Genomic DNA, 17,316 nt, shown 5'->3' with positions numbered 1-17,316 from the left:
CTCTTAACCTCTTAGTGTATTGAGTTTACTTAAATCAATAGTTTTACGTTTTCTAAATATTGCAACAACAATAGCTAAACCAATTGCTGTTTCTGCTGCTGCCACAGCCATTATAAAGAAAACAAAAACGCCGCCCATCGCTTGATGGTGCATATTAGCAAATATCAGAAAATTAGTGTTAACTGCTAGAAGCATCAATTCTATCGACATTAAAAGTATAAGAATATTTCTTCTGTTTATAATTATGCCTGCAACACTTATTACGAATAGCAATGTACTAAAAATCAAACCATTCGTAACTGAAACTGAAATACTATTCATCTCTAGCACCCTCTCTATTACTTGGTATCTTAACCATAGTTAGACGATCTTTTGCTCTAACTTTGACCTGTTGTGCAGGATTTACAGACTTGTTACCTTTACGCTTAGATCTCAATGTTAATGTAATTGCTGCTGTCATTGCTGCTAATAAAATGAAATCAACTAATTCAAACACATATAGATTACTATTATCAAACATTGTTAGACCTATAACTTTAAGTCCACCAACACCACCCTGCATAGAGTCTCCTGCGAATACTTTAGTAGCAGCATAGCTAATCACAGTAGCAAATATTGCACAAACTATAATAGCTGCGAAAGCATAGAAGAATCTTCCGACTCTACCTTGTTTCTCAACATGTAGATCCAGCATAAATACTACGAACAAAAACATTACTAAAACTGCACCAACATATACAACTATAAGCAACAATGCTAAGTATACTTGTTGAAAAATTATCCACACAGCTGCTGTAAATACAAATGTAAAAATCATTGCTATTACAGAGTTTACTGGATTATTCGCCAAAACTAGCACTAAAGCAGAAATAATAGCCAGTGATGCAAATATGTAAAATAAAATATCTGTTACTACCATTTCTCTACCTAAAATCCTTATCTTGTAATCTATCTGCTGCTATCTGTGCCTCGTATTTATCACCAATAGCTAAAAGCTTAGCTTTTGTCATAATATTTTCACCACGCTCTTCAAAGTGATACTCAAGAATATTGGTTTCAACAATAGAGTCTACTGGACAAGACTCTTCACAATAACCACAAAAAATACACTTAAATAAATCTATTTCATAACTAGATGTTCTACGTGACCCATCTTCTCTTTCAGTAGAGTTAATTGTAATTGCCAATGCTGGACATACAACCTCACATAGCTTACAAGCAATACATCTTTCTTCACCGTTCTCATAACGTCTTAAGGCATGTAACCCTCTAAATCTATTAGATATCGGAGTTTTTTCATCAGGATATTGCACAGTAACCTTACGTGTAAAAAAGTGCTTACCTGTGACCTTCATCCCTTTTAGAAGTTCCCAAAGTAGAAAGGTTTTAAAAAAACTTGTTATATTTCTCATAATATTATCCTTTTTACCACCAAGGTCCTACACCAAACCTAACCATACAAGCTACTACTACAACCCAAACAAATGTTAAAGGTATAAATATTTTCCAACCTAGACGCATGATTTGGTCATATCTATATCTAGGGAATGTCGCACGCACCCACAAAAACATAAACATAAATATACCGGTTTTAGCAAACAACCATACAACTCCAGGCACAAAGCTAAATACAGCTTCTAAAGGAGTAGCCTCGAATGGAGAACACCAGCCTCCTAGAAACATGATTGAAGTTAAAATACTAATCAAAATCATATTTGCATACTCTGCTAAGAAGAAAAGTGCAAATCTAGATCCTGTATACTCAATATGATGACCAGCAATAATTTCTGACTCACCTTCAACCACATCAAAAGGTGCTCTATTAGTCTCAGCAATACCTGCAATGAAATACACTACGAATAATGGGAACAAAGGTATAAAGTACCAATGCCACAAACCTCCAGTTTGAGATTCAATAATCCCAGTTATTCCCATAGATCCTGCTGCAATTACAACACCAACGATTGCAAATCCCATAGCTAATTCATAAGATACAACCTGCGCACCTGCTCTAAGAGCACCGAACAAAGAATATTTACTATTAGATGCCCATCCTGCTATTACAATCCCATACACTGAGAAAGATGTCATTGCTAATATATATAGAAGCCCCAAATTCATATCTGACAATACTACGCCTTTTGAAAAAGGAATAACTGCCCAAGCAGCATAAGCAGGAGCAAATGCTAATATCGGAGCTATGAAAAACAAATACCTATTTGAATTTGTTGGGACAATGATCTCTTTAAGAAAAAGTTTTAAAGCATCAAATATCGGCTGTAACAATCCAAACGATCCTACTCTATTTGGACCTATTCTATCTTGCATATAACCAATAACTTTACGCTCAGCGTATGTATAATAAGCAACTACAAGTATAAGAGGAATAACTATTAACAACACATAAAGCACTGTCCATAATATATATGCTAGCATATTATTTAACCTCCTTCACAAGCTTAATACTTACATTATCACCTGATAAAAACATCTTGTACAATGATCTTGGTATCATAATATTTTTAGCCTGCAAACTAGAATCAACAATTACTTCTGGCGTTATCTCATTATCAATGTCATAGATTTTAACAACACCAACTCCAGCTTTTAGACCAATTTCATCAGCCAGTTCTCGTGAAATTCTAACTCCAGAGAAACGCTTAGCATCACGAGTTTTCTGTAAAGGCTCGGCTCTTCTAAGTAAACTATTTGTACCATACATAGAATTTGATGCAACAAATGCAATTTCTTTTTGATAATCCAAATTTGCATTAAGAATCTGAGCAACATGATTAATACCCACTCTAGCTCTATGAGCATAAGCATCAACAGTGACTTCCGATATTGAGCTATACTCAAAACCTTCTAATTCTAAAAGATTACCAACGACTCTTAATACTCTCCACAGTTCTTTATTTTCAGCATATGGTTTTACCACTTGATTAAATGCTTTAGTATTACCAAATAAATCAACAAAACTTCCACTTGTTTCATAATGAGTAGCTACAGGTAAAATAATATCTGAAACATCTTTTGTAAACTTATCAGCAAATGCCGTAAAACTAACAACGATATCTATATTATCAAATGCCTCTCTTAGTTTCTGTTCACCATATAAACAATCTTTAGTTAACTCAGTATGAGCGGTGAATAAAAGCTTAGTAGCTGTTTGACCATTCAAACACTTATATGTACTAAATTTAGATTTAGAGGAACTAAATATTCTCTCAGCTGCGACCGAATTAACATCACTAGCTAACACCCCACCTTTTACACCAATAACTTTTTCTAGTATTTCCAAAATACTGAATACTGTTTCAAAGCCGCTACTGTTAACAATATCTTGACCAACAATGATTTTTGGATTCTCTGCTGCAACAATCCTATCTGCAGTTTCTCTAACTTCTGCTGCCGGATCAACTTTTCTCAAAATTTCATCTAAGTCACCATATGGTAGATTTGCTCTTACAAAAATTGCTTTTAATAAAGATAATGCAATATATTGAATATTATCAGCAGCTAGTTTGACTTGTTTAACATCATAGTTAAAATCATAATCACAAATATTCCAAGCTACCACTTTAGCATTATTTTTTTCTACAGCATCTTTAACTGCAATATTAACTAGTGGATACTCTTTTCTAATATTTGATCCAAAAACCAAAATAAAATCACTTTCACGAATATTATCTAATGAACAATTAAAGCCTTTACCTGCACTTATTCCAGCTATATCAGCATACTGCCTTACTCTACCATCAATATTAGTAGATCCAATACCAGCTAATAGCTTTTTCATTAAATACATCTCTTCAGATGTTGCAGACTCTGATACAATAGCTGATATAGCATCAGCACCATCTTTTTCTTTGGTTTTCTCAATTGCCACCTTGATAAAATCAAGCGCCTCTTCCCAAGATACTTCGACCCATCCACCAGATTTTTTAATCATCGGCTTTTCAATTCTTTCTGGGCTATATAATCCTGTATACTCAAATCTATCTCTGTCAGCTATCCACGTACCAGTAATTTCACTCTCTCTAGGAACAGTTCTGACAATTCTATTTTGATAAACATGAGCATTAATCTCTGTAGCTAAAGCATCTCCTGAGGATACTGTAGGAAATTGTTTTAACTCCCATGCTCTAGCTCTAAATCTAAAAGGCTTAGATGTCAACGCACCAACAGGACAAAGGTCAATCACATTCCCTGAAATTTCTGAGTCAACCATATCTCCTGAAACATATGTACTGATAGCAGAATGATCTCCCCTACCCATAACGCCTAATTCTTTAACTCCAGCAACCTCCTCACCAAAACGAACACAGCGTGTACACAAAATACATCTAGTCATATCCGTAGCAACTAAAGGACCTAGTTCAGGATCTTCAACGGCTCTTTTTGTCTCATGATATTCAGAAGTCGTATTACCATATCCCATAGCGATATCTTGAAGCTCGCACTCTCCACCCTGATCGCAAATCGGACAATCTAATGGATGATTTATTAATAAAAACTCCATTACATCTTTTTGCATTTGCAAAGCCTTCTCCGAACGAGTTTTGACTTTCATCCCATCCATAATTGGAGTAGCGCATGCAGGAGAAGCACGCCTAGCACCTTCTACATCAACTAAGCACATCCTACAATTAGCAGCTACAGATAGCTTTTTGTGATAGCAAAATCTAGGAATATAAATACCATTAGCATCTGCCACTTCTATTATTGACTGATTTGGCAAGGCTTCATAGCTTTTACCATCAATCTCTACATTTATTTTTTTGGATTCTTTATTGTCTGACACTGAACTACCTCAATCAACTATTGATCCACTATACTTTTACCACTATTCTCAATCATATACACAAATTCTTCTCTGAATTTATTTATATAACTTTGGACCGGCCATGCTGCAGCATCTCCAAGACCACAAATAGTGTTTCCTTCTATATTCGTTGCTACTCTCACTAGAGTGTCGATATCTTCAGGCTTTCCTTCACCAGCAACAATTCTATGCAATGTACGAGCTAACCAGCCAGTACCTTCTCTGCATGGTGTACACTGACCACAAGACTCCTCATAATAGAAATCTGCTAATCTAGCTAATGTTTTTACCATACAAGTTGTTTCATCTAAAACAACTACTGCTCCAGATCCCAGCATAGAGCCAGCTTCAGCTATAGACTCATAGTCCATAGTAACCTTAAGCATCTCTTCACCTGTAAGAATCTTAGAAGAACTTCCTCCAGGTATTACAGCCTTTAGCTTATGGCCATTACGAACACCACCACACATTTCTAAAACATCTTTGAAAGGAGTACCTAAACCTATTTCCATTACTTTTTGATGCTTGACATGGCCCGAGATACAAAAAAGCTTAGTACCACCACTTTTTTCAGTTCCAAGATTCTTAAACCATTGACCACCATGCTGTAAAATTACTGGTGCTGATGCGTAAGTCTCAGTATTATTTATGTTAGTTGGCCTGCCATAAAGACCTTTGAAAGCGGGAAATGGTGGCTTAAATCTTGGACGGCCTTTTTTGCCCTCCAAAGAATTAAGCAATGCTGTCTCTTCGCCACAAATATAGGCTCCTGCACCAGTTGCAGAATATAAATCAAATGAAATACCAGAAGATTTAATATTTGATCCCAACAACCCTGCTTGATAAGCCTCTATCAAAGCATCTTCAAACCTTGCAATAGGCTCGTAAAACTCTCCTCGCGTATAGTTATAACCAGCCGTAGCACCAACTACATATCCAGCAATAGCCATACCCTCTATTAACTGATGAGGATTGTTACGCATTATTTCTCTATCTTTACAGGTTCCTGGTTCACCTTCATCAGAGTTACAAACCACATATTTCTGACCTGGAGTATTGCGTGGCATAAAGCTCCACTTAAGACCAGTAGGGAAACCAGCTCCACCACGACCCCTAAGCCCTGATATCTTGAGCTCTTCAATAATCTGCTCAGGCGGAATCTTCTCCGTTAAAATTTTATTCCAATAAGAATAACCTCCTACAGATAGGTAAGACTCTAAGCTGTACGGCTTATCTAAATGCAGGGTACGAAAACAAACTTCATTTGCCATATATAACTACTCCAAAGAATCAATTATTTGATTCACTTTTTCTATAGTTAGATTTTCATAAAAAATCTTGTCAACCTCAAGCATAGGCGAGCCACAACAAGCTCCCTGGCACTCAACTTCTTTTAGAGTTATGCGACCATCTTTCGTAGTCTCTCCAGGCTTGATTCCAAGTTTTTTCTCAATATGCGCCAATATATCATATGCGCCATTTAACATGCATGAAACATTTGTACATAAATTCAATTTATGTCTACCCACAGGCTTTAATTCATACATACAGTAAAACGTAGCAACTTCATAAACATCGACTTTACTAACTTGCAAGTATTCAGCAAGAGCTGTTTGTAAGTCATCCGTTAAATAGCCACCATTTTGATCTTGTAAAATATGCAACCCTTCCAAAATCGCAGATCTACGCTGATCTGCTGGAAATTTACTCAAAACCCTGTCTATATCTTCTTTCGCTTGTGGCGATATCAAATCTACTAAAGACATCTTTTTCCTCTATCTATCTACATCACCAAACACAACATCTATCGTAGAGATAATCGCTGGAGTATCTGCCAACATATGCCCTGACAACAACTCATCCATAGCACTTATGTGAGTAAATCCTGGCGCTTTCATCTTAAGTCTATAAGGCTTATTTGCTCCATCAGACTTAATATATACACCAAACTCACCTTTAGGATGCTCTGTACCAACATAAACCTCTCCCTCAGGAGTACAATAACCTTCAGAAAAAAGCTTAAAATGATGAATAAGCTCTTCCATATTATTTTTCATTGCATTTCTTTTTGGAGGTGCAACTTTGTGGTTATCTGAAAGAACAGGTCCCGGATTAGCTCGCAACCAATCAATGCACTGTTTAATTAACTTATTTGATTCACGCATTTCTGCCATTCTGACAAGATATCTATCATAACAATCGCCATTAGTACCAACAGGAATATCAAAATCAAGCTTATCATAAACCTCATAAGGTTGAGATTTTCTAAGATCCCAAGCCACGCCACTACCTCTCAACATCGGTCCAGTGAAGCCAAGCTCAACTGCTCTCTCTGCTGTAACAACACCAATATCCACAGTTCTTTGTTTCCAAAGCCTGTTATCTGTTAAAAGCGTATCTATCTCATCTAGAGATTTATCAAAATCAACAACAAAAGAATCTAAAAAGTCCAACATACTACCTCGTCTGTTAGCATTGATTTTTTTGGTTTTTCTTTTACTTGTAAATCTAGTTTGCTTATATTGAGGCATTTGTATTGGTAAATCTCTAGCTACGCCTCCTGGTCTAAAATATGCAGCATGCATACGAGCACCAGAAACAGCCTCATAACAATCAAACAAGTCTTCTCTAACCCTAAAAGCATACAAAAATACTGTCATAGCACCTAAGTCAATACCACATGCAGCAACCCAAAGCAAATGATTAAGAATCCTTGTCATTTCAGCAAACATCACACGAATGTACTGAGCTCTTTCAGGAACCTCAAGTTCCAAAAGTTTCTCGATCGCCATCACATAAGCATGCTCATTACACATCATCGAGACATAATCTAATCTATCCATATAGCCAATACTTTGATTATATGGTTTAAACTCAGCAAGTTTTTCTGTTCCTCTATGAAGTAAGCCAACATGCGGATCAGCCCTAACAACCGTCTCTCCATCTAGCTCTAAAATAAGTCTAAGAACACCATGCGCAGCAGGATGGACTGGACCAAAATTTAGTGTATAGTTTTTATACTCTGCCATTGTTACAAACCCATAATTTTATTGATTGCGAATTACTCTTGGCGCATTAACCCTATCATCGATCTCTACAGGCTCATAAACAACCTTACCAAGATTTTCATCATAACGCATTTCCACATAACCTGTCTGAGGGAAATCTTTTCTCAAAGGGTGCCCCACAAACCCATAGTCAGTAAGCACCCTACGTAAGTCTGGGTGGTTATTGAAATAGATCCCAAACATATCATAAACCTCTCTCTCGGCCCAATTAGCCGAAGGCCAAAGATCCTCAACTGAGTCAACCATAATAATCTGAGCATCTTTTAACTTACATTTAACACGAACTCGAACGTTATTAGCCATACTTAGCAACTGATAAATAATCTCAAATCTATTATTAACATCAGCAGTTTTAAAATCTTGTTGCCTCCCTCTTGAAAAACCTTCTTGAGAGACAGCTTTACCAACTTGCCAATCAGACTGACCATAAGTCAAGTAATCAACAGCCGTAATATCAGTAAGTTGCTTGAAGTGATACTCTTTCTTAAGTTTTTTTAGCACAAGATGTATGTCACGCTGATCTTTGATAGAAACATTAATCTCACCATATGCAACATAGCACTCAACACCGAAGCCACTTAATATTTTTTCTACATTATTAAAATGATCTTGTAATCTAGCATTCACGATCACTTCCTCGCTATAGTATCTTTTCTAATAATTTTATTCTGCAGCTGTATTATCCCATAAACCAAAGCTTCTGCAGTCGGAGGACATCCTGGAACGTATATATCCACAGGAACAATTCTGTCACACCCCCTCACCACAGAATAAGAGTAGTGATAATATCCGCCACCATTTGCGCACGAACCCATAGAAATCACCCATTTAGGATCTGGCATTTGATCATACACTTGACGCAACGCTGGAGCCATCTTATTACAAAGTGTACCAGCAACAATAAGAACATCTGATTGCCTAGGAGATGGTCTGAAAACAATACCGAACCTATCTAAGTCATACCTAGCAGCACCAGCATGCATCATTTCAACCGCACAACAAGCCAAACCTGTAGTTACAGGCCACAATGAACCAGTACGTACCCAATTTATAAGTGCATCCGCACTTGCAGTTATAAAACCTTTATTCTCGTTACCTATTCCCACTCTAAAGCTCCTTTTTTCCAGGCATATATTAAGCCCAAGAATAGTACCACCAAAAATATAATCATCGCAAAAAAAGCATGATTTGAAATAGCAGGCATTCCAGCACTAGCCTTTAAATTTATACCCCAAGGAATAATGAACGCCAACTCCAAATCAAATACTAAAAACAGTACAGCTATTAGGTAAAAACGAACGTCCAACTTTTCTCTAGCATCTCCGAAGGTAGGAAACCCACACTCAAAAGTCTCTCCTTTCGTTGCATTCGGGTTATTGGCTCCAACAATCATCGATAAAATTTTACCGATCATTGCAAATGCTGCCCCCAAACCAAAGGCTATGATAAGAAATATCAATATTGGTGCAAATTCTGCATAAACATTAGCGCTCATAGAAAAAGATTGATAAAAATAATTAGTTCGTTAATGATAGCACAATTAGAGTTTAAGTACAAAGTCATAAGAAATTTAAAAGCTTATAGATACTATAAAATAATTATTAGAACTACAAAAACCTAAAATCGTAAAACACTATAGCCTCTAAAGGCTTTACTTAGTCAAGCTTTTCACATAATCTTTAATATTAGAATTTTATACATAATTTATAAACAACATAAGATGAACTCAAATAACTTTGATCTAAAACAATATGGCTTTAAGATTACTCAACCACGAGTTGAAATACTTAAACTTTTTGAAGAAAATACAGACAGGCACCTTAGTCCTGATGATGTTTTTTCTAAGCTCAAATCTCAAGGAAGTAGTACAGGCATAGCTACAGTTTATAGAGTACTTAATCAGTTTGAATCAGCAGGAATAATAAGCCGACTCAAGCTAGACTCTGATCAAGTTATGTATGAGCTAAATCAAGGAGATCACCACGATCATATCATCTGTGTCTCATGTAACAAAATACAAGAATTTTATAGTGAAGAAATCGAAGCCATGCAGAAAAAAATAATTGAGTCTCTCGGAGCTGAAATGGTTGACCATAGTCTAAATATATATATTAAATGCAAATCTTGCTTAAAAAAGTGACTTCTAGTACTCGAAAATTTGATCATATACTCTTTGCAAGAGAGTATCATCACTCTCTGTTAGAAAATATAAGCTATTACCTTTAGTCCCATAACCAACCAGCTTAGTACTCGAGATGCCTAGCCCATCCGAAAGATCCTTAAACAACTGAGGTATCTTATCTAAACCATTTCCAATCAAGGCAGTTAAAGATAAATTACGCTCAAATTCAAAACAATCAGGATGTAAGGCAGTTAAATCACTAATTACAGAATTTTCTATAAATTTATCTAGTCGATTAATAACAAATGAGAATTCTTTGTCACTCAAACTGACTATAACAGGCGTTACTCCATATTTTTTTAGCAGAGAAAAAATATCAGGGGCTACATCTGATATGTCTCTATCTTGAAGTTTTATTTTCATCAAAATTTGTTCATGCTTTTCTGTAATAGCTCTCACCCCACCTCTATTAACCAACTCCTGATTATCTACAATATAAGTTCCTCCTTTATTGGGATCAAATGTTGACCCGACAAATACTTTTGTTCCACTTCTTATTACAGGCCAAAGTGTATCAGGATGTAAAACCTTAGCACCAAAACTTATCAGTTCAATAGCCTCTTCAAAGTTTATCTGTCTTATTACTTGAGATTTAGGTATCAATCTTGGATCAGCTTGATGTATACCTGCAACATCTGTCCAAATATACAGCATATTTGCATTTATAGCTTCAGCAATCAATGCTGCTGAGTAGTCACTCCCTCCTCGACCTAACAATATTGTTTCATTATCTAAATTTGAACCAATAAAGCCGCCCATGACATATATCTTTTCCGGATCAGAAAAATATTTTCTCGTCTGATTTTTTATGTTTTCCAATAAAGGCTTAGCTTCAATATAGCTACCATCGGCTTTAATAATTTTTCTAGCATCTACATGCTCTGAATTTATGCCTTGCACTTGCAAAACCTGATTAAAAATATATGCTGAAACCCTCTCTCCAAAAGATAAGATCTGTGACTGCAATCGCAAATCTAATTCTTCACTTACATACAGTCTCTGACAAAGCTCCTCGAGCTCACTAGATAAGTATTCTATATTAAAACTCTCTGCTGGCAGAACAGATTCAACAATAGGATCTATGATAAGATGTAGGTCTGTACATATTCTTTTATAACCATGAATATCGCTTTTTATAAGCTCCTCTAATAAATTAGTAACTCCAGCTTGCGCACTGACAACAACAACTTTTATATCTTCATTTTTTTTGACTATATCAACGCACTTATATATAGCTGCGATAGTTGCGACACTAGTTCCACCAAATTTTGCTACACTGATTTGTTTTTTCATAAATTTTTTGCTGATTAATGTTGCATTTAAATATAATGTAAATGATAATCATTATCAATAAATAAACAGCAGAGATAAAATATGAATTTACAATCACAACAAACGATGTTAGAAAATCAAGCAACTTGGGAGTCTAATGCTAGAAGCTATCCTAGAAAAAACCCTTTAGTTATAAAAAAAGCTCAAGGTGTTTATTTAACAGACATCGAAAACAAAAAATATATAGATTGCCTAGCGGGAGCTGGAACTATTGCTCTTGGACACAATGATCCGGAAATTACAAATGCCATATCACAAACTCTAAACAAAGGAGTTCCGATACATACATTAGACTTGCTTACAGAAGAAAAACATAGCTTTATGGAAGAGCTACTAAATACTCTACCCCAATCTTACCATGGCAAAACAAAAGTTCAATTTTGTAGCCCAAGCGGTTCTGATGCAGTTGAAGCAGCAATCAAACTATGCAAAACGGCAACAGGTAGAGAGAATATAATTGCTTTTCATGGTGCCTATCATGGTATGACTCACGGAACACTTTCTCTTATGGGTAATTTAGAACCCAAACAAGATATTGCTGGACTCACTCCCTATGTACACTTCCTACCTTACCCTTATTCATATCGTTGCCCTTTTGGCCTCAAAGATGAACAAAGCATAGACATAAATATCCAAATGATCTCTCGTCTATTAAAAGATCCTGAAAGTGGTATAAAAAAACCAGCTGCAATCATACTGGAACCCGTCCAAGGTGAAGGAGGGGTAATCCCAGCACCTATAAAATGGTTAAAGGCAATAAGAGAGCTAACTAAAGAACTAGATATACCTCTAATTGTTGATGAAGTTCAGTGTGGTATTGGCAGAACGGGATACTTATATGCTTTTGAAAAAGCTGGTATTGATCCAGATGTAATTGTTCTATCTAAAGCACTTGGTGGAGGATTGCCAATATCTGTAATACTATACAAAAGTTATTTAGATACTTGGAAGCCTGGCGCTCATACAGGAACATTTCGTGGTAATGTGCTTGCAATGGTCGCGGGAAGCGTTGTTCTAAAAAGAGTAAACAATACTGACTTCCTAGAACAAGTAAGTAAAAAAGGTAATTATCTACTCGACAAACTCCATAGCCTAAAAAACAAATATAGCATTATTGGTGATGTTCGCGGTTCGGGCTTGATGGTTGGTATGGAAATAGTTGATGTATCTTCAAAGCCAGACTCAATCGGTAGTTTGCCTGCTGATGGAAAAAAAGCTCTAGCAATCAAAAAGACTTGTTTTGATATGGGATTGATAGTTGAGTTAGGCGGTCGCTTTGGAGGAACTATTAGACTATTACCCCCTTTAACAATAACTATTGAACAAATCAATGAAGTGGTTCAAATATTAGAAGACTCGATTAAGGAGAACATATGAGTCTAAATCTTGATAATTACTTTCTAAACAGCTCTATAGAAAGTACTAATGCATATAAACAAAGTATAAAAGATACATTAGAAATAATCATAGCCAACTTAAAGAGCTCTAACATTTTTAGTGGGCAAGAGGCAAGACAATTAGAAGGTCTAAGTGCTCAATATAAGATAAATAAAGAACCTAAAAAGTTAGAGAATATAATCCAGAATCAGCTTGGCGAGTTTTTTAAACATTCGCTGAATGTTAATTCTCCAACTTCTATGGCTCATTTACATTGCCCTGTAATGTTACCCTCATTAGTTGCTGAAATATTTATCTCAACTCTAAATCAATCTATGGATTCATGGGATCAAAGCCCTATTGCCACATATATTGAACAAGCTGTTATTAACTGGTTTAGCTCTTTAATTTACAAAGATAATCCATGCTCAGATGGTATATTTACAAGTGGTGGAACTCAGTCAAACCTAATGGGACTACTTTTAGCAAGAGATCATTACTGCGAAAATACCCTAAATCATAAAATAGCAGATTTAGGCTTGCCAAATATTGCTAATAAATTTCGTATCTTATGCACAGAAAAAACGCACTTCTCTGTGCATAAATCTCTATCAATATTGGGATTAGGTAAAAACTCAATCGAACTAATAAAAACAGATGAGAATCTTAAATTAGATGTTAAAGATTTAGCCTCAAGAATAGACTCTCTGAAAGCACAAGACTTAACTCCGATATGTATAGTTACAACTATTGGAGATACTGACTTTGGTTGTATTGATAGTATCAAGTCAATAGCAGAAATAGCAAATAAACATAACATATGGGTTCATGCAGATGCCGCTGTTGGCGGAGCTCTAATACTTTCAAATAAACACAAAGATCGATTGGCAGGTCTTGAACTTGTTGATTCTGTAACTATTGATTTTCATAAACTATTTTTCCAGCCTGTAAGTTGTGGTGCTTTTTTCTGTAAAGATAGACAAGCTTTTAAGCTTCTAAGCTACCATGCTGATTACTTAAACCCTGATGAAGATGGCTTTGATACTATAAATTTAGTAGATAAATCGATACAAACAACTCGTAGGTTTGATGCTCTGAAAATATTTGTCTCATTGCAAAATAGTGGTACTGAATTATTTGCAAAATGGATTGACCATATTATCGAGATTACAAATATAACGATAACAACTATAGAAGAAGACAATAGCCTACAACTAGCTTTTGAAGAGCAGCAACATTTAAACAATCATCTAAATACAATTGTTTTTAGGTATTATGATAAAAATTTAAGTTCTAAGACTCTAAATTTGATTAACAGAGAGGTTCATAAACTTATATTTCATAGTGGTAAATTTGCTATAGCTCAGACAAAAGTGAATAAGGATATTTACTTAAAAATCACCTTAGTTAATCCAATGATAACATCAGAACTAATAAATGCCTGTCTCAAGCAAATAAAACACTATGGCAACTTAGTCAAAAATCAAATAGAGGCAAGCCAACAATGAATAAGTACGCAAATAGAATAACTCTAAAGAATTTCTTAAATTGTTATTATCGTGAATTTAACAATTATAAATTATTCCGAAACAATGATGGTAGTTATAAGTTCAATATCCTTTTGAAATCTATAGGTTCTAGTTTTGAAACTAATGTAAAAATTTCTCCAATATTGAAATCACCAATATGGGAACTACCATGCTATTTAGTAAAACAAGATGAAAAAATAAAGCTTGACCCTCTTGAGGCTGTATTTTTAATTAGCAAGGAGTTAGAAAGCTCTAATGTAATCGCCTTCGATGAGTTATTAGAGAGGATAACCAACTCCGCAACAAATATTGCTCAGATATTACATTACAGAAAACACAAAATTGATGATGCCTTTGGATATGAAAACTCATTTATCACAAATGAGCAAAACTTAATAAGAGGCCATCGATTACAACCAGATCCTAAGAGTAGAGAAGGCTTTTCTAAGGAAGAGTTCGTACAATATTCTCCAGAAACAAATGGCAAGTTTCAGCTTTATTATATGTATATAAGTAAAGATATTTTAGAATCACAATCATTACTTGAAAAAAATACAGATGAGATTTTTTCAGACTTCCTAAAAAATGAGAGTATATACTATAAATCTGATAAAGATTACCAATTATTTGCTGTACATCCTTGGCAAGCAAAATACTTGGCAAAACATGATGAAATCCAAAAATATAAAGCTCAAAAAAAGATAATAGATATTGGCATAACAGGCCCTTGGTTTTATCCAACAACCTCTGTTAGAACTGTGTACTCTCCACAAGCCAACATTATGCTGAAATTCTCGCTAAATATCGCCATAACAAATTCAGTAAGAACGAATTTGGCCAAAGAATGTAACAGAAGTTTGACAGTTCATAAACTATATACAAATCATTTACAGACTATCTTAAATAATGAGTTCCCATTCTTTAAGCTAATTACAGATCCTGCTTATTGTGCAATAAAAGTTAATAATAAAATTTTTGATCCTAGTATCTGCATCATACGCAATGCCAATTTTAATCATCAAGATGATATCGCATGTATTGCAAGTCTAACTGAACCTAATCCTTTTAATGAAGCTACCCGTATTAGTTCATTAATCCAATATTTCAGTGTACACAACAATATCTCTACTTATGAAGCTGCTATCTATTGGTTTGAGACTTACTTAACAGTGGCTATTACCCCTATACTTTGGCTGTACTCAAAATATGGTATTGCTCTAGAAGCTCATCAACAAAACTTGCTAGTCAAACTAGAGCATGGACTACCTGTTGAAAGCTATTATCGTGATAGCCAAGGATATTATTATATAAAAGATCATCCAGAGCTCAAAAAAGCTAATTTTGGAGATATCAATAGTCTATGTGGAGAATCTGAGGACTTTATAGATCATCATTTTTGCTACTATTTCGTTGTAAATCAACTTCTTTCGGTAATAGAAGCCATTACAAATACTGGCTATATTAGTGAACAAGATTTAATAAAAATAACTATAGATTTCTTAGAAGGCTTCCTAGAAAAGTATAAAACCTGCGATAAATTTATCAAAAAGATTCTGAATATAGATCAATTACCTCTAAAGGCTAATCTACGCACAAGACTTAGCGGGCTTGATGAACTACAAGCTCCTTTAACTAATCAATCTATTTATGTAAATACAAACAATCCTTTTAAGGAGGTTATATGAAAATCTATGACATTATTGGCATAGGAATTGGTCCTTTTAATCTTGGACTAGCTGCATTATTAAACGATAAACCTATCAACTGCCTTTTCTTTGATAAAAAAGATAATTTCTCTTGGCACCCTGGGTTAATGATGAACTGGACAACATTGCAAGTACCATTTTTAGCTGATTTAGTAACTATGGCTAATCCAACTAGTGAGTTTACTTTTCTAAATTACTTACATCAAAAAAACCGTATGTATAAATTTTACTTCAAAGAAAATTTCTTTATACCTAGACAAGAGTATAATGACTATTGCTTATGGGTATCACAAAAGTGTAATTCTTGTAAATTTGGCTTTGAAGTTATAAATATAGAGCATCAAAAAGATTCGCTGAACGAGGCTTGGTGTATCACAGTAAAAGATAAAGATAATCTAAAACAGCAATATTTAACAAAGAACATTGTACTTGGGTTGGGTACATCTGCATATTTGCCAAGTAAACTTCGGAATAAAGCAAACATTCACCATAGTAGTGAATATCTGAATATAAAAGATCAAACTCTAAAAGATCAGCACATAACTCTAATAGGCTCTGGCCAAAGTGCTGGAGAGATATTTTTAGATTTAATGAAGTCAAAAGATGATTCTACAAAAATTAGCTGGCTGACTAGGAGTAAAGGCTTTTTCCCAATGGAGTATTCTAAACTTGGTCTAGAACACTTCTCACCTGATTATATTGAGTATTTTTATAACCTACCTAATTTAGAAAAGCCTAAACTTCTAAGTGAACAAGATCTACTCTATAAAGGAATTAGTGCTGAAACAATATCTGACATCTATGATGTCCTTTATGAACAATCTATCGAAGATAAAAACAATGCTGAATTGATTGCAAACTGTGAATGCCTAAATATTGATAACTCACAAGATAAACTTCTCTGCTCTTTTTATCATAGTCAGCAAAATCAAGAGTTCTCAATCGCAACAGATAGAGTTATTGCAGCAACCGGATATAAAGTAAATATAAATAATGTCCTCAAAAATATAGAAGCACTAATTCAACGAGATGATAGCAATAATCTCAAAATATCTCGTGATTATAAAATAATCACACAAAATACGTCCTTAAATATTTTTGTCCAAAATGCTGAGATCAACTCTCATGGTGTAGGTACTCCTGATTTAGGATTAGGGGGTTATAGAAATGCTGTGATAGTAAATACTCTTCTCAACAAAGAGATATACAAAGTATCTTCTCGAACTATTTTCTCAACATTTGGTGTTCCAAAAAAATACTTAACACAAAGAGCAAATATTAAAGTCGCATAAATTAC

Annotated in this window: 17 protein-coding genes; 5 read left to right on the top strand and 12 right to left on the bottom strand. The window is 34.8% G+C overall.

The window, feature by feature from the left end:
- Positions 1-3: 3 nt before the first annotated feature.
- The 11 genes from nuoK to ndhC are packed head-to-tail and all read right to left on the bottom strand — an operon-like array spanning position 4 to position 9,388.
- The gene (nuoK, locus tag ACKTR7_RS02880; protein ID WP_004286961.1) at positions 4-321 is read right to left on the bottom strand and encodes an NADH-quinone oxidoreductase subunit NuoK; all 318 of its coding nucleotides are present in this window, start codon (positions 319-321) and stop codon (positions 4-6) included.
- Positions 314-919: an NADH-quinone oxidoreductase subunit J gene (locus ACKTR7_RS02875; protein WP_044526967.1), complete on the bottom strand. Its 606-nt coding sequence runs from the start codon at positions 917-919 to the stop codon at positions 314-316. The genes nuoK and ACKTR7_RS02875 overlap by 8 nt, the downstream gene beginning before the upstream one ends.
- 4 nt (positions 920-923) lie before the next feature.
- The gene (nuoI, locus tag ACKTR7_RS02870; protein WP_012280348.1) at positions 924-1,412 is read right to left on the bottom strand and encodes an NADH-quinone oxidoreductase subunit NuoI; all 489 of its coding nucleotides are present in this window, start codon (positions 1,410-1,412) and stop codon (positions 924-926) included.
- A 13-nt stretch (positions 1,413-1,425) separates the two neighbouring features.
- The gene (gene nuoH, locus ACKTR7_RS02865) at positions 1,426-2,436 is read right to left on the bottom strand and encodes an NADH-quinone oxidoreductase subunit NuoH (protein WP_407876939.1); all 1,011 of its coding nucleotides are present in this window, start codon (positions 2,434-2,436) and stop codon (positions 1,426-1,428) included.
- A 1-nt stretch (position 2,437) separates the two neighbouring features.
- Complete coding sequence (gene nuoG, locus ACKTR7_RS02860) at positions 2,438-4,804, bottom strand: NADH-quinone oxidoreductase subunit NuoG (RefSeq protein WP_407876938.1); 2,367 nt, start codon at positions 4,802-4,804, stop codon at positions 2,438-2,440.
- Positions 4,805-4,821: 17 nt separating this feature from the next.
- Positions 4,822-6,096 carry an NADH-quinone oxidoreductase subunit NuoF gene (gene nuoF / locus ACKTR7_RS02855; RefSeq protein ID WP_407876937.1) on the bottom strand — a complete coding sequence of 425 codons (1,275 nt, stop codon included), beginning with the start codon at positions 6,094-6,096 and terminating at the stop codon, positions 4,822-4,824.
- A 6-nt stretch (positions 6,097-6,102) separates the two neighbouring features.
- The gene (locus ACKTR7_RS02850) at positions 6,103-6,591 is read right to left on the bottom strand and encodes an NADH-quinone oxidoreductase subunit NuoE family protein (RefSeq protein WP_014550282.1); all 489 of its coding nucleotides are present in this window, start codon (positions 6,589-6,591) and stop codon (positions 6,103-6,105) included.
- 9 nt (positions 6,592-6,600) lie between these two features.
- Complete coding sequence (locus ACKTR7_RS02845; protein ID WP_407876936.1) at positions 6,601-7,854, bottom strand: NADH-quinone oxidoreductase subunit D; 1,254 nt, start codon at positions 7,852-7,854, stop codon at positions 6,601-6,603.
- An 18-nt stretch (positions 7,855-7,872) separates the two neighbouring features.
- On the bottom strand, positions 7,873-8,520 hold the full coding sequence (locus ACKTR7_RS02840; RefSeq protein WP_222830389.1) for an NADH-quinone oxidoreductase subunit C: 648 nt from the start codon (positions 8,518-8,520) through the stop codon (positions 7,873-7,875).
- A gap of 2 nt (positions 8,521-8,522) precedes the next feature.
- Positions 8,523-8,999: a NuoB/complex I 20 kDa subunit family protein gene (locus tag ACKTR7_RS02835; RefSeq protein WP_003017394.1), complete on the bottom strand. Its 477-nt coding sequence runs from the start codon at positions 8,997-8,999 to the stop codon at positions 8,523-8,525.
- Positions 8,990-9,388: an NADH-quinone oxidoreductase subunit A gene (gene ndhC, locus ACKTR7_RS02830; RefSeq protein WP_004286950.1), complete on the bottom strand. Its 399-nt coding sequence runs from the start codon at positions 9,386-9,388 to the stop codon at positions 8,990-8,992. The genes ACKTR7_RS02835 and ndhC overlap by 10 nt, the downstream gene beginning before the upstream one ends.
- A 225-nt stretch (positions 9,389-9,613) precedes the next feature.
- On the opposite strand from ndhC, the gene ACKTR7_RS02825 reads away from it, so the two are divergent.
- A complete protein-coding gene (locus ACKTR7_RS02825) occupies positions 9,614-10,033 on the top strand; it encodes a Fur family transcriptional regulator (RefSeq protein ID WP_407876935.1) in 420 nt (139 codons plus the stop codon).
- Positions 10,034-10,036: 3 nt separating this feature from the next.
- Here ACKTR7_RS02825 and ACKTR7_RS02820 read toward each other — a convergent pair whose 3' ends face one another.
- Complete coding sequence (locus ACKTR7_RS02820; protein WP_407876934.1) at positions 10,037-11,368, bottom strand: aspartate kinase; 1,332 nt, start codon at positions 11,366-11,368, stop codon at positions 10,037-10,039.
- 81 nt (positions 11,369-11,449) lie between these two features.
- On the opposite strand from ACKTR7_RS02820, the gene ACKTR7_RS02815 reads away from it, so the two are divergent.
- From ACKTR7_RS02815 to ACKTR7_RS02800, 4 genes are read left to right on the top strand one after another with little or no spacing between them, the layout of a single operon-like run.
- Positions 11,450-12,784: a diaminobutyrate--2-oxoglutarate transaminase family protein gene (locus tag ACKTR7_RS02815; protein ID WP_042524131.1), complete on the top strand. Its 1,335-nt coding sequence runs from the start codon at positions 11,450-11,452 to the stop codon at positions 12,782-12,784.
- Positions 12,781-14,292, top strand: coding sequence for a pyridoxal phosphate-dependent decarboxylase family protein (locus ACKTR7_RS02810; protein WP_407876933.1), 1,512 nt, complete (start codon positions 12,781-12,783; stop codon positions 14,290-14,292). The genes ACKTR7_RS02815 and ACKTR7_RS02810 overlap by 4 nt, the downstream gene beginning before the upstream one ends.
- Positions 14,289-15,998, top strand: coding sequence for an IucA/IucC family protein (locus ACKTR7_RS02805; protein WP_407876932.1), 1,710 nt, complete (start codon positions 14,289-14,291; stop codon positions 15,996-15,998). Before ACKTR7_RS02810 ends, ACKTR7_RS02805 begins: the two co-directional genes overlap by 4 nt.
- On the top strand, positions 15,995-17,311 hold the full coding sequence (locus ACKTR7_RS02800) for a lysine N(6)-hydroxylase/L-ornithine N(5)-oxygenase family protein (RefSeq protein WP_407876931.1): 1,317 nt from the start codon (positions 15,995-15,997) through the stop codon (positions 17,309-17,311). Before ACKTR7_RS02805 ends, ACKTR7_RS02800 begins: the two co-directional genes overlap by 4 nt.
- The last annotated feature ends 5 nt before the right edge of the window (positions 17,312-17,316 follow it).

Source organism: Francisella sciaenopsi (assembly GCF_045862875.1).
GTDB classification, from domain to species: Bacteria; Pseudomonadota; Gammaproteobacteria; order Francisellales; family Francisellaceae; genus Francisella; species Francisella sciaenopsi.
The sequence above is the reverse complement of the archived record's forward strand: the minus strand, read 5'-3'. Positions and strand labels throughout refer to the sequence as shown.